The sequence below is a fragment of the Lacrimispora sp. genome (assembly GCF_032078915.1).
Classification (GTDB): domain Bacteria; phylum Bacillota; class Clostridia; order Lachnospirales; family Lachnospiraceae; genus Lacrimispora.
Genome location: NZ_DAMAUN010000026.1, coordinates 9,729 through 36,540 on the forward strand (window position 1 = coordinate 9,729; position 26,812 = coordinate 36,540).

Here is a 26,812-nt window from a genome sequence, read left to right on the forward strand (position 1 = left end):
ACCGCATCCCCGAATCCGGGTGGTTCGGAAACAGTCTGCTATTGGATTTTACCAATCCCCAGGCAGTAGATTGGTGGATGAACAAGCGCTCTTACCTTTTTGATGACATTAAGATAGACGGCGTAAAGACGGACGGCGGGGAAATGGTTTGGCGTAAGGACACTTCCTTCCATAACGGCGGTACCGGCCTTTCCATGCGAAATGCGTATCCCAACGCCTACATAAAGGGCTATAACGACTTTGTGAAGAAAAAGACAGGGGAAGGAATCACCTTCAGCCGGTCGGGGACCGCAGGCGTTCAGTCCTCCGGGGCTTTTTGGGCAGGAGATCAGACCTCCAGCTTTTCCGCTTTCCGGGACGCTCTCAGTGCCGGTTTGAGCGCCGGGATCTCAGGAGTGCCTTACTGGAGCTGGGATTTGGCCGGATTTACGGGGAATTTCCCCTCTGCCGAGCTTTATAAGCGCAGTACACAAATGGCGGCTTTTGCCCCGGTCATGCAGTTCCACTCCGAGAAGGCCAACCCCTCTCCCAGTGAGGAACGCTCCCCCTGGAACGTTCAGAACCGTACGGGTGACAACAGTATCGTTCCCATGTTCCGCAAATACATCAATACCCGCATGAACTTGCTGCCCTATATTTTCAGCGAGGCGCAAAACAGTGCGCAGGGCGGGACGCCTATGATGAGGGCCATGTTCTTAGACAATCCGGAGGATTTAAGTACCTATGACTTAGAAGAACAGTATATGTTCGGGCGCAGTCTTTTGGTGGCGCCTGTTGTCCAGGAGGGACAGACAGTAAAGAGCGTATACTTACCTGAAGGGGAATGGATCGATTTCTGGCACAATGCCCTGACTGCAGGCGGCATAACGAAAGATTATTATGCAGATGTGAACTCTATCCCCGTTTACGTGAAGTCCGGCAGCATTCTGCCTCTTAACTTAAACAAAAACTATGAGATCGGCGGTTCCATAGGCAATGATGTGGAGAATTACGATAACCTTACCTTCCGTGTCTATCCCGAAGGGGAAAGCACCTATACCCTGTCCCACAGTGACCGGAGTACTATGACGGTCCGGGCAGCCGAAGATTTTGCGGCAGGTACTGTGACTGTTCATCTGCCTGCTTGTCAGGTTCCGATCACAACCCAGGTCTTTGGAAGCAGACCCGGCGGTGTAAATATAAACGGTCAGGCATTACAGGAAGCGAATACTCTGGACGGCTTTGTTAAGGCGCAGAGTGCATACTATTACAATGAAAATCAAAAGCTTACCTATATCAAAACACCGTCCGGCCCGGCTGCTAAGATTGAATTAAACGGCATATACAAAGCCCCTTATGAAGCCGAACACGCATCCTTAAATCAGGTTTCCACCAACACGGATTACAGCGGTTATTACGGGGAAGGCTTTGTGGATCAGTTTGCGGACAATGGCGACTGGGTGGAATTTGAGGTGTATTCCAAAGAAAAACGCACGGCTGCCCTGTCTGTCCGCTACTCCGCAGGAGTGACCGCCGGACAGCGATCCGTAAGGGTCAATGGGGGGAATATCGGCGCTTTGGCCCTGCCCGTTACTTCCGGCTGGGGCGACTGGAATACCGCAGACATTCCCATTAACTTAAACAGCGGCAGAAACACCGTCCGGATCTCCTATGAAAACGGAGACCTTGCCGGTATCAATCTGGACTGTATTCTGGTTAAATAAGGGGGAGCAGTATGAAACAGAAAAAACGGTTTCTATCTTTAAGTTTAGTATTTACCTTATTGTTCACCGCTCTGTGGCCGGCCTTTGTGCCGGCCCCGGCCAGGGCGGCAGTATCTGCTTTAGGTGACGTGATCAGCACGCAGGTCAGCGGAACCACGCTGGTCCTTACCGTGGAAAACGGTTCTTCTCCTTCGGATCAATTGACGCTGGAAGTTTGTGACGAGGACATTCTGCGGGTGAACTACCAGCCTGACGGAGTTAGTTCCAGTGAGCGGACACCCATCATAGATCCCGGTCTGAAATGGGACGCAAGTACCGCTGTCATTCATACGGCTTCCGATCCCATAACCATACAGACGGACGAAATGAAGGTTGAAATTAACAAAAAGCCCTGCCGGATGACGGTGAAGAAAGCCGATGGCACGACCTTGTTTTGGGAACCACAAAGCGGGGGAGTCTTCCACGATGGCGTTCGCTTTGTCCGTCAGGATTCCACCAACTTATACGGAATCCACAGCTTTGACTGCTTTGATGAAAACGGCAATCTTCTGCGCAATGACAACACACAGGCGGCCAGGGCAGGACAGCAGGGCAATTCGGGCGGTCCCTTCTTTTGGTCCACAGCGGGCTATGGTTTGCTGGTGGATTCAGACGGCGGTTACCCCTATACCAATTCCAGGGATAAGAAAATGGAATTCTACTATGGAGGGACTCCGGTGGAGGGCCGCAGGTATGAAAAAGATAATGTGGAATATTTCATTTTGCTGGGAGAGCCAAAAGAGATTATGAAAGGCTATTCCAAAATCACCGGAACATCTCCCATGCTTCCCAAATGGGCACAGGGCTTTTCCAATTTTGAGTGGGGAATCAACGAACAGGAATTGATGGAAATGGTTGATACCTACCGGGCAAAAAACATTCCCCCGGACAGCTACGCTTTTGACTACGACTGGAAGCTTTACGGACAGAATGATTACGGGGAATTTAAGTGGAATACGGGGAACTTCCCCTCTGCAGGCAGCGGTGCCTTAAAAAACACCATGGACGCAAAGGGAGTGAAAATGATCGGAATCACCAAGCCTCGGATCGTAACAAAGATTTCCGGCGGTGCAGCCACCGTCCAGGGGCAGGAGGCAGCCAATAACGGGTATTTCTATCCGGGACACAACGAATACGTGGACTATTTCCTGCCTGTGACGGTACGCAGCATTGACCCTTACAATCCAAGCGAGCGGGCCTGGTGGTGGAACCACTCCATTGACGCATTTACAAAAGGGATCGTGGGCTGGTGGAATGATGAAACAGATAAGGTTTCTTCCAATGGGGCAGAGTATTGGTTCGGAAACTACAGCACCTTGCATCTCGCCCAGTCTATTTATGAGGGACAGCGGGAGTATACCAGGGATAATGCCCGTGTGTGGCAGACGGGCAGAAACTACTATCCGGGTACCCAGCGCTTTGCCACCAGCATATGGTCGGGAGACGTTGCCACACAGTTTTACAAAGGGGAGCGGGTTTCCTGGGCTGCCGGCTTAAACGAACAGAAGGCTGCCCTGCTTTCAACCGTAAACAACGGACAACCGAAATGGGGTTCAGACGGAGGGGGCTTTAATCAAAATTCAGGAACCATTGAAAACCCCAGTCCGGAGCTTTACACCCGCTGGCTCCAGTTTGAATCCGTTGTGCCTGTTTTCCGGGTGCACGGTAACTTAAACCAACAGCGCCAGCCCTGGTATTACGGTTATACAGCGGAGGAAAATGTAAAAGCAGCCATTCATTTGCGCTACTCCCTGATGCCTTATTTCTATGCCTATGAAAGAGAGGCTTACGAAAGCGGCTTGGGCCTGGTGCGCCCTCTGCTGTTTGATTATCCTCAGGACGACAAGGTAAAGGATTACTCCGACGCATGGATGCTGGGGGACTGGCTCCTTGCGGCTCCGGTTACAGAGCGGGGGCAGTCCTGCAAATGGATTTACCTCCCAGAGGGAAACTGGATTGACTATAACAGGGGAACCGCATATAAGGGAGGACAATATATTCCTTACAGCTTAGACACCCAGTCCTGGTCCGACCTGCCCCTGTTTGTGAAGGAAGGGGCAATTATCCCCTCAAAGGATGTAGAGGACTACGTGGGGCAGAAGAAAACGGAACGGGTTTTTGTAGACATATTCCCTTCAGCCCAGAAGACGGAGTTCCGGTATTATGACGACGACGGACTTACTTATGACTACGAGAGCGGAAAATATTTCTCCCAGACCATATCCGGCCAGAAAAACTCCGGACAGGTTAAAATCGTCATATCGGCCAAATCCGGAAGCTACACAAACGGCATGGATTACTACTACTTAGCTGTTCATGGCAGCGCCGCCGGACAGGTGTCAAAGAACGCCGCCCAGTTACAGGAATATGCTGACCTAAATGCCCTTTTTGCCGCAAGCGGGGCGGGATTTGCAAAATCCAGGGACATTTACAGGGAAGTCACTTATATAAAAACCCAGGCAGGTCTGTCAAATGCGGACACCCTTGTTTTATCCGGCAACCAGGCAGTCACATTGTCCGATCAGAAGTACGAGGCGGAATACGCTTCTCTTTCCGGTAAAACGGCAGCCGGCCAGCCCCAGGTGGGAAGCGATCACAAGGGATTTTCCGGCACTGGCTTTGTAAATGGTATGGAAGCGGAGCAGGCTGCAGTGACCTTCTATGCCAAAACCGCAAATCCGGGAGATTATGAGGTGACCCTGCGCTGTTCCAACGGCGCAAAGGCCGCAAAAACCTTATCTGCATACGTCAACGGCACATACTGCGGCCAGGCTGACATAGCTCCAACCGGAAGCTGGGATTCCTGGGAAGATGTGAAAATACTCCTGCCCTTCACCGCGGGCAGTAACAGCATCACCTTCAAATACGATCCTAATGCAGGGGATACGGGCTTTGTAAATATTGACTATCTGGCGGTCCCCTTTGAGCCGGAACGCATCGTAATAGAAGCAGAAAACTCACCCCTTTACGGGGCTGCAAAGACAAACCAGGATCATTGGTTCTACAGCGGAAGCGGTTTTGTGGATTCCATGGTTTCCCAGAATGCGGAAGTTGCCTTTGAGGTCGATCTGGAGCAAAGCGGAACCTATACCGCAGATTTCCGTTACAGCAACGGGAACCAGAGCACGAAGGGTTTAAACCTTTATGTAAATGGAAGCAATGCAGGCAGCCTGCAATTTTCCGGTGCAGGCGGAAACTGGAACGTCTGGCAGACCGTGAGCACAAATCTGGCCCTTTCAAAGGGAAGAAACCGGATTTCCCTTCGCTATGATGCAGGCAATTCCGGCAGCATCAACCTTGACAAATTGACACTGTCCGCCGCCGCTTCCGGTGCTTATCCGGAAAACCTTTTGGACAATGGAGATTTCGAGCGCCCCGCTTCCTTTAATTCCAACTGGACGGAATGGCATCCCAGCGGGCAGGCTCTAGCTTACGGCATTGATTCCGGTTCCGGCACGAATAAGCCGGAATCTCCGGTGGAAGGCGACAAACGGGCGTATTTCTACCATGCAGCCGCTTATGAGCAAAGCATTCACCAGGGGCTTAACGTGGAAAACGGAAGCTACCGGGTGGAAGCCTTTGTAAAGGTGTTAAATACCTCTCCGGGAGTTGGCCGCATGGAGATCACAAACTACGGCGGTAATGCGGTCTACGTGGATATGCCAAAGGCGGGAAGCGGGTGGCACAAAATAGAGGCCGGCAATGTTTTAGTTACAAATGGTACCATTGATATTGGGTTCTATTGTTCTTCCGGCGGCGGGACGACGGTACATATTGATGATGTGAGATTGTATAGAAATTAACAATTTACCTGCAGCGGCACATGGAGAAGGTCTTGTGAAAAGTCTTCCGATGTGCCGTTGCATTTTGAACATGAATGGATTACAGAACATTTTGGAGGGTGTAATCGTTTCCACGGATGAATATCACTACCTTGCCTGGAAACGTTTGGCTGACGAAGCAGGTGTATCAGCTGGCGGCAAAGCGTCTGGGGATTCATCCGGAGCAATGTATAGTAGTGGAAGATTCGGCGGCTGGAATTGAAGCGGCTTTCGCCTGCGGCATGAGGACCGCGGCCGTGGGATATGGGGCGGAGACAGGTTGCGGGGATTGGAACTTTGACAAATTGTCGGAACTTGTGTTGAAAGTAGTGTGAGTAAAAGAGTGAAAGAGACTTAATAAATGTTAGGTCTCTTTTTTTGATGTATGTTTTACCAGCTGCCATCGCTTCATGCAGGACTGTCAAAGAACACATTAAATCTGGCTGCTATGAGGAAGCAAAAGAGAAGTGGTGAAAAGCAGAGGCTGATGGGCATATGGATATGCATATATTGTAACCTTACAATAAAAGCTGGTGTTTTTATGATAAAGAAAAAAGGAGGAAAAATTTACTAAAATACAATTCAGTAATTATAAAAATAATACAAAATTATATTTATATTAAAAATATAATTGACAAATCATACAAAAATATGTTAAGTTACAATTAGTTAAAGTTAACTAAAGTTGAGGTTTTGGAGAAGAAGATGATGAAAAAACGTAAGGTTTCCATGCAAAGTATTGCAGATGAACTGAAAATCAGTAAGGTAACGGTATCTAAAGCTCTGAATGATAAAGAAGGAGTGGGCGAGGAATTAAAGAATAAGATTAAAGAGGCTGCTGCAAGACAGGGATATATTATGCCGGTTCAAGAGGAAACCGAACGAAAGAAGATTGGCATCATCATGAATGGCCGCTTTATCTCAGAAGGTGGCGGCGGGGCTATTTATATGCGTATGTATGAGAAAATTGTCAGAGAGCTTGGCCGCTATAATTATTCCACCATGATGCTCACACCCAGCCCAGCGACTATTTACGATGATATTTCTATGATGAAGAAGGAGAATCTTTTTAAGGGGATTCTTGTTTTAGGTCTTTTGGATCAAGAGGTACGTGAACAGGTTAAGGAAATTGATATTCCCAAGGTTTACGTAGATATCTATGACCGGACGCACCGTTCAGATTCGGTGGTGTCCGAGAATATTTACAGCATGTACGACATGACCCGGTATCTTATCCGGATGGGCCACAGAAAGATTGGATTTGTAGGAACCATTAATTCCACTACAAGTATTACCGACCGTTATCTTGGCTTTTTGCGGGCTATGCTGGAAAAAAACATGCAGTTAAGAGACGATTGGGTAATTCCTGACCGGAGTCTGGAGGGAAAAGCTGTTGATATAGAGCTGCCAAAAGAGATGCCCACTGCTTTTATCTGTAACTGTGATGAAACTGCCTTCCGGCTGACACGAACTCTGAACAATCATGGATATACAGTGCCGGATGATATCTCCATAGGCAGTTTTGATGATGATATTTATGCCAGATTGACGGATCCACAGCTTACTACCGTAGCAGTGAATGCTTCATTAATTGGAAAAGTATCTGTCAGGCAGATCATTGAAAGCATTGAAAAACCTGATAAGAAACCCGAAACAAGGCGGATTGAAGGCGAAATCATCTATCGGAATTCAGTGAAAAATCTGAATCTGGACGGTGAGGAAAGTAGTGAAAAGAGGGATGAGGTTGAAAACATTAAATAGTAACACAAAGGCAAAAAAGAGAAAGGCTACAAAAGGTGACTGGGAACTTACCCTGATGGCGGTTCCCACAACCGTATGGTATATTTTATTTTGCTTTATGCCCATGTTTGGACTTATTATCGCTTTTAAGGATTATAAAATTCAGCCTGGGAAAGGCTTCATCTACAATGTTTTCCATAGCGAATGGGCGGGCTTTAAGAATTTTGAGTTTCTGGTTAAATCCAATGATCTGTATGTGATATTAAGAAACACGATTGTTTACAATCTGATTTTTATTGTTATGGGCACTGCACTTGCAGTAATACTAGCCATTATGATGAATATGCTCCATAGCAGAAAAAGATCCAAAGTCTACCAGACGCTGATGTTTTTCCCTTATTTTATGTCCTGGGTTGTTGCAGCATATTTTCTGGATGCGTTTTTAAATTATGACAACGGTCTGATTAATAATATGATGCGGGATGCAGGAAATACGGCAAATCAGTGGTACATGAACAAAAATGTATGGCCATTTATCCTGGTTATCATGTATTTGTGGAAGAGTACAGGATATAACATGGTTATTTATTTGTCCAGTATTTCGGGAATTGACCAGACGCTCTATGAAGCGGCGGTGATCGATGGCGCGGGCAAATGGCAGCAGACCAGATATATTACGCTTCCCAGCCTGAAAAATGTAATTATTATGATGTTCATTTTGAATGTGGGCAAGATTTTCTATTCTGATTTCGGACTTTTTTACCAGTTGTCACAGGGGGCTAAGGGCTCGATTTTCAATTCGGTTGCCACCATTGACACCTATGTGTTTAATGCATTGAAGTCAGCAACTCCAATCGGGATGACATCGGCGGCATCCTTCTTCCAGTCGGTGGCATGCTGTATTACCATTCTGGCGGCAAATGCGATTGTGAAAAAGATTGATAACGAAAGTTCAATCATTTAGAAAGGAAAACTGAAATGAGAAAAAGAGCAGATAAAGATATGGATATGGCTGACAGCTCAACCCTTAACCGCATATCACCCGCAATCAACATTAGCTTTAACGTTCTGTTCGTTCTGCTTGCGTTGATTTGTATTATCCCGGTTGTTTTTGTGTTTATTATTTCCATCTCATCTGAGCAGTCCATAAAATTGAACGGATACCGCTTCTGGCCTCAAGAATTTTCGTTGGAATCCTACCTCTTTTTGTGGAAGGAAGGAAAGATGATCCTAAGGGCGCTGGGCATATCGGCAGCAGTAACGGTGGCAGGAACAGCTATGGGAGTTATTCTGACCACTCTTATGGGTTATGTGCTGTCTATCCGGAAATTTAAATTCAATTCGTTTTTTACCATGGTGGTATTCATTCCCATGATCTTTAATGGGGGCATGATTTCCTCTTATGTGATCAACACCCAGTTTCTGCATATGAAAAATACACTGTGGGCGCTTATTCTGCCCCTGTGTGTCAGTTCGTTTCATGTAATTATCTGTAAAACATTTTTTAAGCTGAATATTCCGGAGTCCATAGTTGAATCCGCCCAGATAGACGGAGCCAGTCATTTCACCATCTTTGCACGGATCGCATTCCCGCTGTCCAAGCCCATTGTTGCCACCATTGCATTGTTTTTGTCTTTCGCCTATTGGAATGACTGGTTTCAGTCTTCACTGTACATAACAGATACCAAATTATTTTCCATCCAATCGTTACTGGATCATATTCAGAGAAATATGGAGATGATGGCAAAGAACCCTTCGTTAGGTGTGACTTTACAGCAGTATATGAATAACATGCCGAAAGAAGGTGCGAGAATGGCGATGGCGATTATAATTATTATACCAATTGCCTGCACCTATCCGTTCTTCCAGAGATATTTTATTTCGGGACTTACGGTTGGGGCAGTGAAAGGATAGAACTTATTCAAAAAAAGAAGGGAGAGGTATTATGAAAAAGAAAAAAATATTGGGGCTTTTTACAGTAGCGGTTTTGGGGATATCCATGCTGGCCGGATGCGGAGGAAACAAAGGGGCAATGAGTAACAAAGAGACAAAAGAAGCTGGTACGAAAGAAGAAACTGCAGCTGATGGCGAGGTAGTAACGGTTAAATGGATTCAGGTTGGAAATGGAATGCCGGAAAATTATGACGCCTGGCTTCGGCAGGTGAATCCTTACCTGGAAGAAAAAATCGGTGTAAATGTTGAGATGGAGATTGTTCCTTGGGGTGACTGGGATAATCGGCGAAGCGTAATCGTCAACTCAGGCGAGAAGTTTGATATTCTTTTTACGGATATGAAACGTTATAATTCAGAGGTAAATACCGGAGCATTTTTGGATATTACTGATTTGCTGAAGGAAAAGACTCCTGAACTTTATCAAATGGTGCCGGAGGATTACTGGAAGGCGACCTCCATCGGCGGCAAGGTTTATGCAGTGCCAACCTACAAAGACAGCTCGTCTTCCCAATATTTTATCTGGGATAAAGCCATTGCAGATAAATATAAGATTGATTTTGAACATGTAACAGACTATGAGAAGCTGTATGAAGCCTTAAAGGAGGTGAAGACAGGTGAGGGTTCCGCCCCCTATTATATGTCCAAGAACGGAGCGGAATTCCTTGCTACCAACTTTTTCGATCAGATAGGTGCAGGCCTTGTGCCTTTGGGTATAAAGTACAATGATGAGACCAGGACGGTAGTAAATCCGCTGGAGGATGAAGAGGTGCTGAAAGACCTGGATATTATCCACAAGATGTACATAGAAGGCATCATCAATGGTGATGCGCCAAATGCGGATGATGCAAACAAATACAGAACATTTTTCACTGCTCAGGGCTGGAGTGGTGCTGCAAAGAACATATGGGGTCCTCAGAATGGTATTGATGACTGTGTGGCAGTAAAATTTGGTGAAACCGTTGTGTCCAACACCACCGTTAGAGGTTCATTAAACGGCATTTCTGCAGGTTGCGAACATCCGGAGAAAGCGCTTAAGTTTCTTAATCTTGTGAACACAGATCCAAAGGTAAGAAACTGGTTCTTCTATGGTGTGGAAGATGAAAACTTTGTCTATGAAGGGGAAAAGATTAACAAACTGAATTCAAACTGGGGCATGGCCGGGTATACTCAGGGAACATTCTTTAATTTGGGCCAGCTGGTTGGTGATGAATTTAACCAGTGGGATGAGGTAAAGGAATTAAATGCTAACGCGGCTCCTTCGGTTATGCTTGGATTTGATATGGATACCAGTGAAGTAAAAACAGAGATTGCAAATTGTACGGCAGTATATGAGAAGTATAAGGCTGAACTCTGGACGGGTGCCAGAGAACCCCGTGAATTGGTGAAGACCATGAGGGAGGAACTGAATAAAGCAGGATATGATAAGATTCTTGCTGCAGCTCAGGCACAGGTTAATGCCGCAAAATAAAGAGATGAAAGGGGCATGTGGAATATGCCCCTTTTATAAAATAATAAAACTGAGAATGCGCCAAGGCGCAGGGAGACATTATGTGGTTTATTGATAAACGGATTGAGGTTATTTGCAACCAACTGAAAGAGCTGGTAATTGTAAGAAAAGAGCCTGTCAAAGAGATCGAATATAAAAAAGGGAGATTTTTCTACCCGGAGGATGCGGATGCAGATGAGCAGCCATGGGAGAAGTTTGACCAGCAGAAAATGAAATGGTATGGCCCTGACGCCCATTACTGGTTCAGGGCAGATTATCAGGTGGAAGATGAGCTGGAAGGAAAGACTCTCCGGCTGGGGGTAAAAACCCAGGTTGACGAGTGGGATGACGGGAAAAACCCTCAGTTTTTACTGTTTCTGAATAAAACAGCGATCCAGGGGCTGGATATGAATCACCGGGTCGTTCATCTCATCGATCATGCCATACGGGGGGATAACTACATCTTTGATTTACAGGCGTATACAGGTACACTTCATTCGGAATTTAACTTATTTCTTGAGATGCAGCAGGTTGATTTGTTAATTGAGCAGTTGTATTTTGATCTTTTGGTTCCGCTGCAGGCGTTTGCCCGGATGGACAAGGATGACAAAATACGGCTCGACCTTGAGACGGTTTTAAACAACACCATCAACCTGCTGGATTTAAGGACGCCTTATTCCCCGGAATTTTATACTTCTGTACACAAGGCGGTGAATTATATTGAACAGGCTCTGTATGGGAAGATGTCCGGTTATCATGATGTGATTGCAAGCTGTATCGGACATACCCACATTGACGTTGCCTGGTGGTGGACGGTGGAGCAGACAAGAGAAAAGGTGGCAAGAAGTTTTTCCACGGTACTTAAATTAATGGACGAATATTCAAACTATAAATTTATGTCCAGCCAGCCCCAGCTTTATGTGTTTTTAAAAGAGCGGTATCCGGATTTGTATGAAAGGGTGAAAGCCAAGGTCAGGGAGGGGCGCTGGGAAGTGGAGGGCGGCATGTGGGTGGAAGCCGACACAAATCTGACCTCCGGCGAATCTCTGGTCCGCCAGTTTCTGTATGGGAAGCGTTTCTTTCGAGAAGAGTTCGGCGTTGAATGCCGGGAACTGTGGCTGCCGGATGTGTTTGGGTACTCCGGTTCCCTGCCTCAGATCATGAAGAAGAGCGGTATTGATTATTTTATGACCACAAAACTTTCCTGGAATCAGGTGGATAAGGTTCCAAGTGATACCTTTCTATGGAGAGGAATTGACGGAAGCGAGGTATTTACCCACCTCATTACAACCCTTGGTGTGGGCCAGAGTGAAAACAATTTTTTTACCACTTACAATGGGATTTTGCATCCTGATGCCATTATGGGTGGGTGGAAGCGCTATCAAAACAAGGAATTCAACAATGATATTCTGATTTCTTATGGCTACGGAGACGGAGGAGGAGGCCCCACAAGGGAGATGTTAGAAACCTCTAAGCGCATGGAAAAAGGAATCAGGGGAATTCCCAAGGTGGAACAAAAATTTACCAGACAGTACTTTGATGAGCTGTATGGGCGAGTGAAAGATAACTGCCGCCTTGAGACCTGGGAAGGGGAACTTTATTTTGAGTATCACCGGGGAACCTACACCTCCATGGCACGAAATAAGCGGGCTAACCGCAAAAGCGAAGTGATGATGATGGATGCTGAATTTTTCCTGACTTTATGCGCTCTGAAAGGGGGAAGCTATCCGTCTGAAGAGCTGGATCAGTTGTGGAAGACAATACTTTTGAATCAGTTCCATGATATTTTACCGGGAACTTCCATTAAGGAAGTGTACGAAGTAACCCGGAAAGAGTATGAGGAAATTAAGCAGACTGGTGGGCAATTGATTCAGCAAAGCCTTGGTTCGCTGTGCAGGCAAAAGGGTAAAATAACTGTGTTTAATACGCTATCCTTTGATCGCAGTGATATAGTAAGTCTGCCCAAAGAGGTGACAGGAAGCCTTAAGGATGCAGAGGGACATACTTATCCCATTCAGGAAGGAGAAGGTACCAACTTAGTATATCTGGAGCATCTTAGCTCCAAGGGGTATCACACCTATACGAATGAGCCGGAAAAAAGCGGGGACGTTACCGCCCGGATTTCCGGTGATGGTTCCGGTTTTGAAACACCATTTTACCGGGTGGAGATGGATCAGGCAGGAATGTTTACCTCCATTTATGACAAAGCTGCCGGGCGTGAGCTGGTCCAGGAAGGCAGGCGCGCAAATCTGTTCCGGATGTTTGAAGATAAGCCTATCTATTATGATAACTGGGATATTGATATTTTCTATACGGAAAAAAGCTGGATAGCTGATGAGGCGGATCAGTTCGAATGGCTGACCAACGGCCCGGTAAGCGCGGTGCTTAAGATAAAGAGAAGAATAAGCAATTCAATAATTATACAAAAGATAAGCTTTTACAGACATGCAAAGCGCATCGACTTTGATACTTATGTGGACTGGAAGGACAGCCAGTGCCTGCTGAAGGTAGAGTTCCCTCTGGATATTCATTCGGATGAAGCGGCATTTGACATTCAGTTTGGAAATTTGAAGCGCAAGGTACATCAAAACACCAGCTGGGATAAGGCGCGGTTTGAAAGCTGCGGACATAAGTGGGTGGATTTATCAGAAGGCCATTATGGCGTCAGCGTATTAAATGACTGTAAATATGGACACTCGGTAAAGAATGGATGTGTATCCCTGACGCTGATTAAATCCGGTATTGAGCCGAATAAGGCCACCGATCAGGAGGAGCATTTCTTTACCTACTCGCTCTATCCCCATGAAGGAAGCCTTTACGACGGTAATACCATTCAAGAGGGCTATAAGCTGAATTATCCGGCTCACGCTGTACTTTCAGGAGCACCAAAGGATCAGGACAGCTTTTTATGGACAGACCGGAAAAATGTGATCGTGGAGACAGTGAAGATAGCGGAAGATAAAAGTGGAATCATCATCCGGCTGTACGAAAGTGAAAACACAAAGACTACGGCAACGCTTACCTTTGGCATGGATCACCGGCTGTTTACGGTGAACGAGTGCAATCTCATGGAGGAACCGGTTGAGGGTGCGGTAGAGAAAACAGAGAACGGGTTTACCTTTACCATCAAGCCCTTTGAGATTAAGACTTATAGAGTGAATCTGGATAAGTGAGGAAGAAAACATGAACGGGCCCTTTCAAAATCAAAGCCTTGTGCCTATAAGGATGGGGAGGCAGTTTTAGATGAATAAAATATTATTAAATCAGGGGTGGAGACTGGATTATGAAGGTGAGGCGTTAAATACGCAGATTCCTTTTTCCCTCTATTACGATTTGCTGAACCATAAGCGTATCGATGATCCCTTTTACCGGGATAATGCAACCCTTCTGACAGGCTTGTCGGAAAAGGATAATACCTATCGGAATGACTTCGTATTTATAGAAGAAATCGACGAGAGAAAGCAGTACTTTTTGCATCTCGACCGGGTAGACACCATTTCTAACGTTTACCTCAATGATATCCATGTGGGATATACCGACAATATGTTCTATGCCTTTGAGTTTCCTGTGAATCACGCGCTGAAAAAAGGAACGAACCATCTGCGGGTGGAATTTGAATCCCCCATTCACTATATGAATGAGCAGATTGAAAAAAATGGAAGAATCCCCTGCAATACCGATACTTTGGACGGATTTCCCTATCTGAGAAAATCCAGCTGCATGTCCGGCTGGGACTGGGCGCCCCGCCTGCCAGACATGGGGATTTATAAGGAAGCATCTATTGTGGTGGTGGAAAAGGGACGTCTGTCCAATGTTCATATCCGCCAGCGGCATATGGATGGGCGGGTTACCTTAAACCTGTTTACCGAGCATAAAATCAATGGAGCGATGACCGGAGACGCAGATAAGATAGAGACGATCGTAAGGATTACCGACCCTGAGGGCAGGCTGAATATCTATGAGAACAGCCCCGCTAACATAGAAATTGAAAATCCCAGACTTTGGTGGCCCAACGGTCTTGGGGATCAGCCTCTTTACCAGGTGGAGGTTGAGCTTTATATTGGAGGAGAACTCCAGGATGTGTATCGCACACGCATTGGCCTTCGCACCATGACTATGGCGGTTGAGAAGGATGAGTGGGGAGAGAGCTTTGCCCATGAAGTAAATGGAGTTAAGGTTTTTGCCATGGGGGCGGATTATATTCCCGAAGACTGCCTTGTTCCCCGGATAAACAGGGAGACAACAAAAAAATTGCTGACCCAGTGTATACTGGCCAACTACAATGCAGTCCGGGTATGGGGCGGCGGCTACTATCCGGATGATGATTTTTTTGATCTTTGTGATGAGATGGGACTGATCGTTTGGCAGGATGGCATGTTCTGCTGTTCCACCTATCTGCTGACTCCGGAATTTGAAGAGAATATTACAAAAGAATTGGTTCAAAATATGAGAAGACTGCGCCATCACGCCTGTCTGGGACTCTGGAGCGGAAATAATGAGCTGGAAGAGCTGATCCTTGCAGGAGAGTATGGAAGCTTTGAAGAAACGGTGTCTCTGCGCGCAGATTACATCAAGATATTTGAATATATCATTCCCAAAATCATTAAGCGGGAAGATCCTGACACCTTTTACTGGCCTTCAAGCCCTTCCTCAGGAGGCGGTTATGATTTTCCCAATGACCCTGATCGCGGAGATGCACATTACTGGGCGGTATGGCACGGGTTCAAGCCTTTTACGGAATACCGCAAACAGATGTTCCGCTATGCTTCGGAATTCGGCTTTGAAGCAATGCCGGCGTATAAGACCATTGAAAGCTTTACCGGCGAGGAGGACCGGAATTTGTTCTCTTATGTGATGGAGCGCCACCAGAGAAGCAATATGGGCTACGCCAAGATGATGAACTACATGGCTCAGACCTTTTTATATCCAACCGATTTAAAAACATTGGTTTATGCATCCCAGTTAATGCAGGGAGAAGCTATGAAGTATGGGGTGGAACATTGGCGTCGTCACCGGGGGCGTTGTATGGGAGCTATTGTATGGCAGTTAAATGATTGCTGGCCGGTAACTTCCTGGTCCTCCATTGACTATTTCGGACGATGGAAAGCACTTCATTATTATGAGAAAAGGTTCTTTGCTCCGATTATGATTTCCTGTGAAGAAGAGGGCCAGCTTTCTCAGAATCCAAATATTAATACACGTCCTTATCCGTTAGAGAAAAGCTTTCGCTTAAATGTGGCCAATGAGACGTTGAATGAGCAGTTGGTGAAAGTACGATACTCTCTGCGCAATGCCAAATCAGAAATAATTGGAAAAGAAATGATCGTTGAAAGGAAGGTCTCTGCAATGAGCACCATATGGCTGGATAAGGTAGATTGTCCGGAGGCCAGTCTTTATGAGGATCATGTACACTTTGCCTGTGAACAGGACGGAGTGGTGATTTCTGAGGGAACAGCCATTTTTACCATGCCCAAATTCTACCGCTATGAACAACCGGAGCTTACATGGCGCATGGATGGGGCAGACATCATCATTACGGCAGGGGCATATGCCAAATCGGTTGAGATTCTCAATGAGAATGAGGATCTGGTTCTTACGGATAATTATTTTGATATGGAGGCAGGGGAAAAGCGGGTGAGCATTATCAGCGGTTCGCTTAAGGGGCTGCGTCTGAGAAGTGTTTATGATATCCGGTAAATAACACATGTTTATTGCGGAGACAGAGCGCGGGGAATGGAATTTTGGAAACGAAACTTGTGTTGAAAGTGGTGTGAGTAAAGTAGTTTATAAACAAAGTAAATCGGTGCCGGGATTTGTGTCCTGGCATCGATTTGTCTGCAAACGTATCTCTTTGGGGGCTATACAACGGTTCTTAAATACAATTCTATCAGCAAATCTGCCTGAATCATAAGAAATGTCCGGGAAGTAATATCATAATTTTTATACATATTAACGGGAACTCCGCTGCACAAGCTTCGATGCATTTTCTTTACCAGGCTGCTGTTCCCATTATTTGTTATCGCTAAAAGGGCAGCTCCCGTATATTTTAATTTGCCTGCTGCTGAAACAAGGGTTTTGGTTTCGCCGCTCATGGAAAGAAAAAGAACCGTATCCTTTGATGTGATAAGGTTGGGGAGTAAGTCAATCATATGGGATTCATAAATGTATATAACCGATTTATTCAGCTGCATCAGACGCTTTGCCGTATACTCGGCAATGGGTTTGGTTAAACCGACTCCGATGATATAAAGAATATTGGAATGATTGATCCTGTCCGCCATAAATTCCAGGTCTGAAATATCGATCATATTTACCAGGTTTTGGAAGAAAAGATTGTATTGGTTCAAAAGATTTTTTTCCTGGATCACATGAGTCTCTTTCAACAATCCCTCTAATAGAAATTTAAATTCCGCGAAGCCGGACAGGCCCAGCCGCTTTGTCATCCTGATGATGGTAGTGTTGGAGGTATTTAATATTTGCGCCAGTTCTGTCAAGGTATTGCTGGCTATTAATTCCGGATGGTCATCCAAATAATAGAATACATGTTTTTCTGAATGAGATAAGCTTTCGATCATGGAGGTAAAATGTGTCTGCAAGATTCCCATAAAATCTCTCCTTTATCAATTTGTACAATTATACAGTTTTTGAATCAAAAAGTATAGTATAAAGTGTTATAATTTATCCATCGATAACAATTACTGATCAGTATGTTAACAATTTTAAATTCCATAAGATTCAAAACAATACACCGAGTTTGGAGGAGGATATATGAATCTGCAATGTATGACGCAGCCAGAATTAATTTTTACTGGACAGCATTTCACAAATAAGACGGATATTTTAAATCATTTGGCTGAGGCCTTATGGGGGCAGGGATACCTGAATGACAAACAATTATATTTAGACAGTGTTTTACAAAGAGAGGAGCATTCCGCTACTGGAATAGAGCGGGGACTTGCAATACCCCACGGGAAAAGTGAAGCCGTTAAAAAAGCCGGCTTTGCAGTAATGACATTGGATACCCCTTTGTCCGGGGACAGCTGGGCGTCTTTAAGTCCTGATAATCAGGTAGAGCTGATCATTCTCTTAGCAGTACCTGAAACGGAAGCAGGAGATCTTCATTTAAAGCTTCTGGGTGAATTCAGCAAACGGTTAATGAACAAGGATTTCACGGACCAGTTAAAGAGAGCTGGAAGCCCGGAAAAAGTTTACAGCCTTCTGGATCAGGACGTTACGGCTGAAAGAAACGCAGCAACCGCTTCAGATGCAAAGACTTTTGTGTTAGCCATAACTTCATGCGCCACTGGAATCGCCCACACCTATATGGCTGCTGAAGCGTTAAATAAAGCAGCCGGGGAAATGGGGATCGGGATCCATGTTGAAAAGCAGGGGGCAAACGGCATAGAAGACAGAATCACGCCTGAAATGATCCAAAAGGCAGATGGAATATTATTCGCAGTTGATACGAAAGTAAAGGAAAAAGAAAGGTTTGCAGGAAAGCCTTATGTGGAGGTCAAGGTTGCGGAGCCCCTTAAAAACAGCAGGCAGTTGATTCAGACGCTTCTTGACCGGCCCCAGGGAATTGTTGAAGGAGAGAGTACGTCAGATGATTTTGCAAAAAATTCCGGAGCCGGTAAGCATAAGACGGTAAAAGAAGAGCTGACCACTGCTGTTATGACAGGTATTTCCTATATGATCCCTATGCTGGTTGCGGGAGGATTGATGCTGGGAATTGCAAAGCTTGTCTGGGTTTATGCCCTGGGCATGGATCCTGGACAGATCGGCGATGAACTATATAAAACATCAGGAGGAATTACACAATTCATTCATTACCTGGACGGTTTTGGCAGTCTGCTGTTTAAATTTGTTTATCCTGTATTTGCAATGTTTGCCGCTTACTCCATATCCGACCGGTTAGGATTGGTGTCAGGATTTGCAGGAGGTCTGTTTTCCGCCGGACTGCATTATACCTTCTGGGGGATCAATGGAGGAATACCAAGCGGTTTTCTGGGAGCCCTGGTTCTGGGTATTGCCGCCGGTTATATCTCCCGTTTCTTAAATGAGAAAATCAAGCTTCCTAAAAACTTTGCAGCTATGAAACCCATGTTTTTGGTGCCCGGTATCAGTGTTTTTGCTATTTTCCTGTTAAATATGTATTTGGTTGACCCTGTATTTGGACAATTAAATCTGATGATGGCAAATGGAATTAAAAGCATGAGCGGCACTGGGCAACTTACGTTGTCGGCAGTTATTGCAGCGGCAACCGCATTTGATTTAGGAGGTCCTGTCAACAAGGCTGCCGGAGCTATTGCCATTGGTCTGGCTTCCGACCAGGTCTTTCCGCTGACTCCCCGGGTACTGGCAATTGTGATCCCTCCCATTGGTCTTGGACTCGCCACCATGCTTGACCGGTTTGTTGTAAAGAGGAGAGTTTTCCCTGCTGATTTAAGAGTTGTGGGAGGTACATCCTTTTTGCTGGGATTTCTGGCAATTTCAGAAGGAGCCCTTCCCTTCATGCTCAGAAATCCGCTGATCACCATTCCCATCAATATGATTGGGGCTATCGCAGGTTCCTGTATTGCAGTTGCTTTAGGAGCTGTGCAGTGGCTTCCCCTCCCTGCGATCTGGGGCTGGCCGCTGGTTGAAAATTTTGCGGCTTATTTTATCGGACTTGCAGTGGGCACTTTATTTATTGCCTTAGCAAATATATTTATCCGGTACTGGCTTATCAGAAAAGAAGAGAAAAAACAAGGTTTATAAAAAGAGGATTATAAATTGAAAAAAACAGTTCATGTGGTAACACATACACACTGGGATCGTGAGTGGTATTTTTCTATCGAGGACTCCAATATGATGCTGGTGGAGGATATGAATCGTTTGATTGATGTCTTGGAAAATAACGGGGCATATAAATCATTTACCTTTGATGCACAATATTCTGTTATCGAAGAGTATTTAAGGTTGTGCCCCGAAAAAGAAAATCAAATTTGCAGACTGATCCAATCCGGAAAGCTGTTTATTGGTCCCTGGTACACTCAGACTGATTCGTTGCTTGTTGCAACAGAGTCCATCATACGCAACTTATTGGCCGGAATTAACGGCGCCGTTAAAAAAGGGGGATTTTTAAACAACGGTTACCTTCCTGATATATTTGGGCAGAACTCTTATCTGCCCGGCATTTTTAAAAAATTTCATATAGAAACCAGTATTGTCCAAAGAGGACTTTATAACGATCAGTTACAAAATGGCTTAAACTTCATTTGGAAATCCCCCAATGGAGATTTTGTAAGGGCAAACAATATCTATTTTGGCTATGGAGCCGGAAAATTTTTGTCCTCTGATCTGGAATATGTAAAACAAACATTGCTTCCCATCCTGGATTCACTGGCATCGTTTCAACCGTCTGCGAATCATATTCTCCTCCCAAGCGGAGGAGATCAGGTTTTGGTAAATGATAACATCCCGGATATCATTGATGAACTGAATCAAATGGATCTGCCTTACCAGTTTAAAATGTCAAATTATGAGGCGTTCTTTGCTGAGGGCTGGCAAGGTCCTATGGAGGGTGAGAAGATATCCGGAGAGCTGCTGGCTTGTGAGAATTCGAGAATACACAATACGATCCGTTCCCATCGGGTTGACATAAAGCTTTTAAATACTCAGATAGAAGAAAAAATCTACAGGCAGCTGGAACCGCTTTCCGTATTGTCAAAGGAACTGGGAGGCAGTTATCCTCAGCAATGGATTGAAAAATGCCTGAAGCTGCTTTTTGATGTACAAGCCCATGATTCCATTTGCGGCTGCAATTCAGACGAGACCAACCGGGTGATCCTGTCCAGGCTGGAACGGATTGAACGGATTGTGGACGGTCAAATTAATATTTTAGAGAAGCAAATAACAAGGGGGATCAGAGGGCAGGAGCATTCCATTGCAGCCGCATTCTGCCTGATCCCTAAAAAATGCACGCGGGAGCTTAAATTCACCTTATTTACAAAGGAGCCTGATATCGGCTTAGAAGAGAGCAGCGGGGAGATGCCGGAACAGACGATTCTGAATCAGCAGTATATATCAGGAGGAAAGCAGGTACGGGTTACGGCTGATGGGGAACAGGAAATTGAGGTTCCCGGCTATTACAGAACAGAAATCCTGGCGTCTGTAAGCTTTGAGGGGCTGGGATATAAAACGCTGAAATGCGTCAGTGATTCTGGGATTTCCCGGATAGAACAAAAGCAGGACCAACAGATATCCAATGAATTCTACCGTATTTATTTGGATAATGGCGCATTGTCTGTGGAAAGAAAAGATAAGCAGAAGAAAAGAAATCTTTTCTATTTTGAAAATACTGCGGATGCAGGCGATTCTTACGACTACTCTCCTCTTAATGAGGACCGGTTTTTCTCCAAAGAATGCGAAATGCTTGAAAATTACCAGTCTGATCTCATATCATGGATGAAAGTTCGGCATAGCCTGGAAGCCTATCCGGATCTTTTAAAAGCCAGTTCCCGCGGCAATACCGAAACCATCTTTATTGATACGAAATTAACGATCACAAAGAATAGTAAAAAGATTAAAATAGAGCATTATCTCGTTAATACCGTTAAGGATCACCGCATAAGAGTTCATTTTGCTTCTAAGAGCAATGAAAAAAACCATTATGGGGATCAGGGATACAGCGTACTGAAAAGAAGTAATACGAACCCTTATCTGAAAAACTGGAAAGAGTCAAATTTTGCAGAGTGCCCCCAGCCTGTTTACCCAATAGAAAATTTTGTATATGTTAATGAAGAGAAGGGATGCTTTGGTCTTTATACCAAAGGCTTGAAAGAATATGAAGTGACAAAGGATTCCCTTGCTCTGACCTTGTTCCGCTCAGTCGGATACCTGGGAAAGGACGACTTGGCATGGAGGCCGGGCAGGGCTTCCGGCATTAACAATAAGGTGGTGGAAACACCGGATGCTCAAATGCAGGGAAGCTTAAGCTTTGAATATTTTATAACATGGCCGGATCATGAATTTCATATCTCTGAAGCCTATGATTTACTGGAGGAGATACAGGCTTCCCATCTGACCTACCATTTACAGGCCTTAAATACCTTTGAACAGAGGCTGGAACGATTTGATCTTCCCCAGCCATCGGCCCTAAAGGAACTTGCAGAAGAGTATTGCATGTTGGAGATAGGAGATAACAGACTGAGAGTATCCGCTTTAAAAAAGGCGGAAAAAGGTGATCAGACAGTGATCCGTATTTTCAATCCGGAAGAGGAGGCCCTGCCCCTTCCCCAGCCGTTTCCGCAATATCAGACTGTTTTATTAGATGAAACCCAACAAACTATGAAAAGTCCGGTGATCGGCAGCAAGGATTTTCAAACGTTTATCTTTTGAAATGAAAGATTACAACTTGATGCCGGTCCCCGATGAACAGCGCAGAAATGAGGAAGCATATGTTACTGACTGAAAAAATATATTGCCACCTGGAAAAAATATATTCAGGAGAAAAGCTGGAGCAGGCAGTAAAAGGCTTTAAAGATTTACTGAAAAGTTATCAAAATCATACGTTTAAAAAGCATGAGCCGTTTTCCGAAAAAACCGTATATTTGATCACCTATGGAGATGGTTTTCTGGAAAATCGAAAATCGCCTTTGCAGACCTTAAAAGAGGTGGCGGATAAAACTTTGAAGGAAAGTTTTACGGACATTCATTTACTGCCAATGTTTCCTTATACCTCTGATGACGGTTTTTCTGTCACGGATTATCTGTCGGTCAATCCCGATCTGGGCAATTGGGAAGATATAAACAGCCTTGCCCAGGGATACCGCCTTATGTTTGACTTTGTGGCGAATCATATGTCTAAGGAGAGTATTTGGTTTAATAAATTTTTGAATGAGGAAGAGGGGTATCAGGAGGCTTTTATCAGGCAATCCCCGGACTTTGACAGCAAAAATGTAATCAGGCCGCGGGTTTCTCCTTTATTCCATGAATTTAATAATAAGGCTGGAGAATCCCTTATGGTTTGGACCACATTCAGTGAAGATCAGGTAGATACGAACCTTAAGGATCCGGAGATGCTCTTGCGCCTGACGGACGTGTTGCTGCAATACGCATTAAAAGGCGCATCCTCCATTCGCTTGGATGCAATCGGCTTTATGTGGAAGGAAAGCGGTACCGGCTGTATGCATTTGCCGCAGGTCCACGAGATCATAAAGCTGTGGCACACCCTCCTTGAGGAACTGGCGCCTGGCACCCGGCTGATTACGGAAACCAATGTTCCTCACAAGGATAATATCAGCTATTTTGGAAATGGCTCTGATGAAGCCCATATGGTCTACCAGTTTCCCCTGCCCCCGCTGGTCCTTCATGCGTTTAGTAAGCAGAACGGAAGGTTTTTGACAAAATGGGCTTCCGGTATTACCCCTGTCTCAAAGGATGCCACCTATTTTAATTTTCTGGCGTCCCATGACGGAATCGGCATGCGTCCTGTTGAGGGGATCCTGGCGGCAGAAGATATGGAATATCTGGCGAAAAAAGTATTGGATAACGGGGGAAGAATTTCATTTAAGGAAAATCCGGATGGCAGCCGGTCCGTTTATGAATTAAATATCAACTACAGTGATGCGTTGAGAAATGATGGAGAAAGTGACGAGACCGCGATAAAAAAGATGATTGCCGCTCATCATATCCTGCTCTCTTTCATCGGAGTACCGGCCATTTATTACCACTCGGTTTTTGGCTCCCGGAATGACTTAAAAGGTTTCATGGATTCTGGCATCAACCGCCGGATCAATAGAGAAAAGTTAGAGAAAGAGAAATTGTTTAAGGAACTTAAAGAAGACGATTACCGGAGAAAAATTTATTCGGGAATTACCGGGCTGATTAAAATCCGCCGGCAGCATTTAGCATTTCACCCTGCCGCAGCTCAGACGGTTCTAACGATATCCGATCAGATTTTTGCATTAAAACGGGTTTCCTGTGATAAAAAGGAAGAAATTATTTCCTTCACTAATTTATCTGGGGAAGTTCAGATCGTTGAAGATATAAAGGGATTTGATCTGATCAGTGGAGAGAATGTAGATGGCAGGCTTACACTTATGCCTTATGGGGTTGCCTGGATTGATGTAAATGAGAGGCCGTAATGGATATCGATTGAGCCTGAGTCATAGATGATTATAAAAATGCAGAGCCGGTTGAAACGTTTCTATAGCGTTTCAACCGGCTCTGTATTTTAGTTGAAATTGTAAAAGATAAACAGCAGAATAATAGGGGGAAACGGATTATCTCTGCAAACTTTCTAAAATAGAAACCCAATTTTTTCATCAGAATTAATACCCAATCTATCATTGGCAATACAAATAGAAGGGGCCCTATTGCTTTCAAAATAATTTAATAGAAACATATTGGCAATAAAAGCATGATACACAAATCACATGGGAATAATACGTTCGTATGTGCCTAAGATCAAACTCAAACGATAGTCTTAAGAAATTATTAATGATTTATGATGGAAAAAATCAAAAACAACCCCATACATAATGGTAAAATCATACATAACTGACTTTTAGGGAAAGGAATTAAAATCTATGCAGGAAAAAATACTTGTCGTAGATGACGAGCACGAGATTTCAGATTTGGTAGAACTCTATTTACAAAATGAAAATTATTCAGTGTTTAAGTTTTATACCGCAAAAGAGGCTCTTGCCTGCATTGAGACTACGGAACTTGATATTGCTATTTTGGACATCATGCTGCCGGATATGAGCGGTTTTGCACTCTGCCAGAAGATTAGGGAGAAGCATGCCTACCCTATCATCATGCTGACAGCCAAGGACCAGGAGATTGATAAGATTACCGGGCTCACCCTGGGAGCCGATGATTATATTACAAAACCATTTCGTCCGTTGGAGCTGGTAGCCCGGGTAAAGGCACAGCTGCGACGCTATAAAAAGTATAATTCAGCTCAGGCGAATACAAACGAAGAAAGTATCATCGTGCATTCCGGTTTGGTGTTGAATAGCAGCACCCATGAATGCCTTTTGAATGAAAAACCACTGGACCTTACGCCCACCGAGTTCAACATTCTTCGTATTCTTTTAGAACGAAAGGGAAAAGTAGTCAGCGCGGAAGAACTTTTCCGCGAAATCTGGAAAGACGAGTATTATACGAAAAGCAATAACACCATTACCGTCCATATCCGCCATTTACGGGAAAAAATGGGGGATACCGTGGAGAATCCGCAATATATCAAGACAATCTGGGGAGTGGGGTATAAAATTGAACTATAATTTACAGGAAGCATCCGGATACAGAAAGTTCAGGCAAAAGATGCTTTGGCAGCTAATTCTTATGGCTGTTCTATCATTTTCAGTGATCGTGGTAATCTATATGATGGTTTGGAAAGGTAAAGTAGGAGACCTGCTGGTAAAATTTTTCCAAAGGTTCTTGCACATGACGCAAGAAGAAGCATTTATCACCTATCATTATGTGTTCCGCTATAACTTTGGACTTTTTTTTCTCGGTGCTGCGCTTAGCGTATTTTTTCTGCTGCTGTTCATTTTTCTCCAGCGATTCACCCGATATTTTGATATTATCAATCGTGGGATTGATGCTCTTGTATCAGAACAGGATGAGTTCATTCAACTTGTTCCTGAAATGGCCGCCATTGAAGAGAAGCTGAACACTGTCCGCAAGACTTTGTCTGACCGTGCTTACCGTGCCCAGGAAGCAGAGCAGAGGAAAAGCGATCTCATCATGTATCTGGCTCACGATATACGGACGCCGCTCACTTCTGTGATTGGCTATCTAAGCCTGTTGGACGAGGCTCCGGACATGCCGTTGGAGCAAAAGGCAAAATATGTCCATATTACATTGGAGAAAGCCTATCGGCTGGAAAATCTGGTGAATGAGTTTTTTGAGATCACCCGCTATAATTCGCAACAGATCAAGCTTGAAAAACAAGTAGTTGATTTATACTACATGCTGATTCAGATGGCGGACGAATTTTACCCGGTTCTCGCCCCTAAGGGAAATACCATTGCGGTCCACGCGGATGAAAACCTGACCGTTTATGGAGATCCCACACAGTTGGCCCGCGTGTTCAATAACATTCTGAAAAACGCGGTGGCGTACAGCAATCCTCATTCGGAAATCTCCATTTCTGCCGGGGAATGGAATCGTCAGGTGGTGATTACGTTTCGAAATCAGGGAACGACGATCCCTGCGGAAGAGTTATCCTCTATTTTTGAGAAATTTTACCGGCTGGACAAAGCCCGCGCTACGAATACGGGGGGAGCTGGTTTGGGATTGGCCATCGCAAAGGAAATCATAACGATGCACGGAGGAACCATAATGGCGGATAGTAAAGACGGTATTACGGCCTTTACGGTATCTCTTCCGGTTACGAATTAGTAAGATATCAATCGGATCTTAGGCTTTTCTTAGGAATTAAACAACTCCATATTAAAATACAGGAAGCTCCTGTTTGGTAAGATATTTACCAGCAGGAGCTTTCTGCATCCGATTCATTAAAAGGAGAGAACTTAATTATGATGGTTAATTGCAATAATAATTTTAGCGGCTATGAAAGGAAAAGAGCATTGAAACAACATTCACGCATTGGAAAGAATCATATTATATTGCGGCTGATCTCCGTGGCAGCGGTTATCGGCCTGCTCTGGTACTGCATCAATGGCTTGAACCTAAAAGAAGTTTCGCCCGAACCTATTTTATCCGTTGGGACTGGGAGTTTCAACGTTAGTTCAGCCGACATCAAAAAAAATGATACCGGCGAGACTTCGTGGAGCCTGATTTTAGTCAACCGCTGGAATGCGATTCCAGAGGATTACGACATAGATTTAACCGAATTATCGAATGGACAAACTGTTGATACACGGATATATCCAGCACTTCAAACGATGTTTGATGCAGCAAGGGCTGACGGTGTTTATCCTGTGGTCGTTTCAGGATACCGGACGGCTGAGAAACAGCAGAGCCTGATGGACGAAAAAATTGCCGCATATAAAGCGGAAGGATATTCCGCTTCCCAAGCAATAGCCAAAGCAGAAACATGGGTCGCCATT

16 protein-coding genes are annotated in these 26,812 nt (G+C 44.8%); 15 read left to right on the forward strand and 1 reads right to left on the reverse strand.

Annotation, left to right across the window (positions count from 1 at the left end):
- The 9 genes from RT269_RS12215 to RT269_RS12255 form a co-directional block, all read left to right on the forward strand.
- Positions 1-1,703, forward strand: a 1,703-nt coding sequence (locus RT269_RS12215) for a TIM-barrel domain-containing protein (protein WP_313182950.1), incomplete at its 5' end; no start/stop codon positions are given.
- 11 nt (positions 1,704-1,714) lie between these two features.
- Positions 1,715-5,545 carry a TIM-barrel domain-containing protein gene (locus RT269_RS12220; RefSeq protein WP_313182952.1) on the forward strand — a complete coding sequence of 1,277 codons (3,831 nt, stop codon included), beginning with the start codon at positions 1,715-1,717 and terminating at the stop codon, positions 5,543-5,545.
- 116 nt (positions 5,546-5,661) lie between these two features.
- Complete coding sequence (locus tag RT269_RS12225; protein ID WP_313182954.1) at positions 5,662-5,898, forward strand: HAD family hydrolase; 237 nt, start codon at positions 5,662-5,664, stop codon at positions 5,896-5,898.
- Positions 5,899-6,268: 370 nt separating this feature from the next.
- Positions 6,269-7,324 carry a LacI family DNA-binding transcriptional regulator gene (locus RT269_RS12230; RefSeq protein ID WP_313182956.1) on the forward strand — a complete coding sequence of 352 codons (1,056 nt, stop codon included), beginning with the start codon at positions 6,269-6,271 and terminating at the stop codon, positions 7,322-7,324.
- A gap of 55 nt (positions 7,325-7,379) precedes the next feature.
- The gene (locus RT269_RS12235; protein WP_313183021.1) at positions 7,380-8,267 is read left to right on the forward strand and encodes an ABC transporter permease; all 888 of its coding nucleotides are present in this window, start codon (positions 7,380-7,382) and stop codon (positions 8,265-8,267) included.
- Positions 8,268-8,281: 14 nt separating this feature from the next.
- Positions 8,282-9,217: a carbohydrate ABC transporter permease gene (locus tag RT269_RS12240; protein WP_313182957.1), complete on the forward strand. Its 936-nt coding sequence runs from the start codon at positions 8,282-8,284 to the stop codon at positions 9,215-9,217.
- A gap of 31 nt (positions 9,218-9,248) precedes the next feature.
- Positions 9,249-10,724: an ABC transporter substrate-binding protein gene (locus RT269_RS12245; RefSeq protein ID WP_313182958.1), complete on the forward strand. Its 1,476-nt coding sequence runs from the start codon at positions 9,249-9,251 to the stop codon at positions 10,722-10,724.
- 80 nt (positions 10,725-10,804) lie between these two features.
- Positions 10,805-13,915 carry an alpha-mannosidase gene (locus RT269_RS12250; RefSeq protein WP_313182959.1) on the forward strand — a complete coding sequence of 1,037 codons (3,111 nt, stop codon included), beginning with the start codon at positions 10,805-10,807 and terminating at the stop codon, positions 13,913-13,915.
- 70 nt (positions 13,916-13,985) lie between these two features.
- Positions 13,986-16,439: a beta-mannosidase gene (locus RT269_RS12255; protein WP_313182960.1), complete on the forward strand. Its 2,454-nt coding sequence runs from the start codon at positions 13,986-13,988 to the stop codon at positions 16,437-16,439.
- A 161-nt stretch (positions 16,440-16,600) separates the two neighbouring features.
- On the opposite strand, the gene RT269_RS12260 is transcribed toward RT269_RS12255, so the two are convergent.
- On the reverse strand, positions 16,601-17,347 hold the full coding sequence (locus RT269_RS12260; protein WP_313182961.1) for a MurR/RpiR family transcriptional regulator: 747 nt from the start codon (positions 17,345-17,347) through the stop codon (positions 16,601-16,603).
- 163 nt (positions 17,348-17,510) lie between these two features.
- On the opposite strand from RT269_RS12260, the gene RT269_RS12265 reads away from it, so the two are divergent.
- From RT269_RS12265 to RT269_RS30230, 6 genes are all read left to right on the forward strand, one after another.
- Positions 17,511-19,502 carry a fructose-specific PTS transporter subunit EIIC gene (locus RT269_RS12265; protein WP_313182963.1) on the forward strand — a complete coding sequence of 664 codons (1,992 nt, stop codon included), beginning with the start codon at positions 17,511-17,513 and terminating at the stop codon, positions 19,500-19,502.
- 15 nt (positions 19,503-19,517) lie between these two features.
- Complete coding sequence (locus tag RT269_RS12270; protein ID WP_313182964.1) at positions 19,518-22,124, forward strand: glycoside hydrolase family 38 C-terminal domain-containing protein; 2,607 nt, start codon at positions 19,518-19,520, stop codon at positions 22,122-22,124.
- A gap of 59 nt (positions 22,125-22,183) precedes the next feature.
- Positions 22,184-23,872, forward strand: coding sequence for a sugar phosphorylase (locus RT269_RS12275; protein ID WP_313182966.1), 1,689 nt, complete (start codon positions 22,184-22,186; stop codon positions 23,870-23,872).
- A gap of 444 nt (positions 23,873-24,316) precedes the next feature.
- Positions 24,317-25,018 carry a VanR-ABDEGLN family response regulator transcription factor gene (vanR, locus tag RT269_RS12280; RefSeq protein ID WP_313182967.1) on the forward strand — a complete coding sequence of 234 codons (702 nt, stop codon included), beginning with the start codon at positions 24,317-24,319 and terminating at the stop codon, positions 25,016-25,018.
- Positions 25,019-25,058: 40 nt separating this feature from the next.
- Positions 25,059-26,141 (forward strand): sensor histidine kinase, encoded by a 1,083-nt coding sequence (locus RT269_RS12285; protein WP_442913816.1) that lies wholly within the window; start codon positions 25,059-25,061, stop codon positions 26,139-26,141.
- A 140-nt stretch (positions 26,142-26,281) separates the two neighbouring features.
- Positions 26,282-26,812 (forward strand): D-alanyl-D-alanine carboxypeptidase family protein (locus tag RT269_RS30230; RefSeq protein ID WP_313183023.1); only part of this gene is annotated, 531 nt, incomplete at its 3' end.

Coding starts and splice junctions, on each gene's coding strand:
- vanR (WP_313182967.1), top strand. CDS start 24,317: ATGCAGGAAAAAATACTTGTCGTAGATGACGAGCACGAGATTTCAGAT.
- RT269_RS12260 (WP_313182961.1), bottom strand. CDS start 17,347: ATGGGAATCTTGCAGACACATTTTACCTCCATGATCGAAAGCTTATCT.
- RT269_RS12250 (WP_313182959.1), top strand. CDS start 10,805: ATGTGGTTTATTGATAAACGGATTGAGGTTATTTGCAACCAACTGAAA.
- RT269_RS12245 (WP_313182958.1), top strand. CDS start 9,249: ATGAAAAAGAAAAAAATATTGGGGCTTTTTACAGTAGCGGTTTTGGGG.
- RT269_RS12275 (WP_313182966.1), top strand. CDS start 22,184: ATGTTACTGACTGAAAAAATATATTGCCACCTGGAAAAAATATATTCA.
- RT269_RS12265 (WP_313182963.1), top strand. CDS start 17,511: ATGAATCTGCAATGTATGACGCAGCCAGAATTAATTTTTACTGGACAG.
- RT269_RS12230 (WP_313182956.1), top strand. CDS start 6,269: ATGATGAAAAAACGTAAGGTTTCCATGCAAAGTATTGCAGATGAACTG.
- RT269_RS12225 (WP_313182954.1), top strand. CDS start 5,662: ATGAATATCACTACCTTGCCTGGAAACGTTTGGCTGACGAAGCAGGTG.
- RT269_RS12240 (WP_313182957.1), top strand. CDS start 8,282: ATGAGAAAAAGAGCAGATAAAGATATGGATATGGCTGACAGCTCAACC.
- RT269_RS12220 (WP_313182952.1), top strand. CDS start 1,715: ATGAAACAGAAAAAACGGTTTCTATCTTTAAGTTTAGTATTTACCTTA.
- RT269_RS12235 (WP_313183021.1), top strand. CDS start 7,380: ATGGCGGTTCCCACAACCGTATGGTATATTTTATTTTGCTTTATGCCC.
- RT269_RS12285 (WP_442913816.1), top strand. CDS start 25,059: ATGCTTTGGCAGCTAATTCTTATGGCTGTTCTATCATTTTCAGTGATC.
- RT269_RS12255 (WP_313182960.1), top strand. CDS start 13,986: ATGAATAAAATATTATTAAATCAGGGGTGGAGACTGGATTATGAAGGT.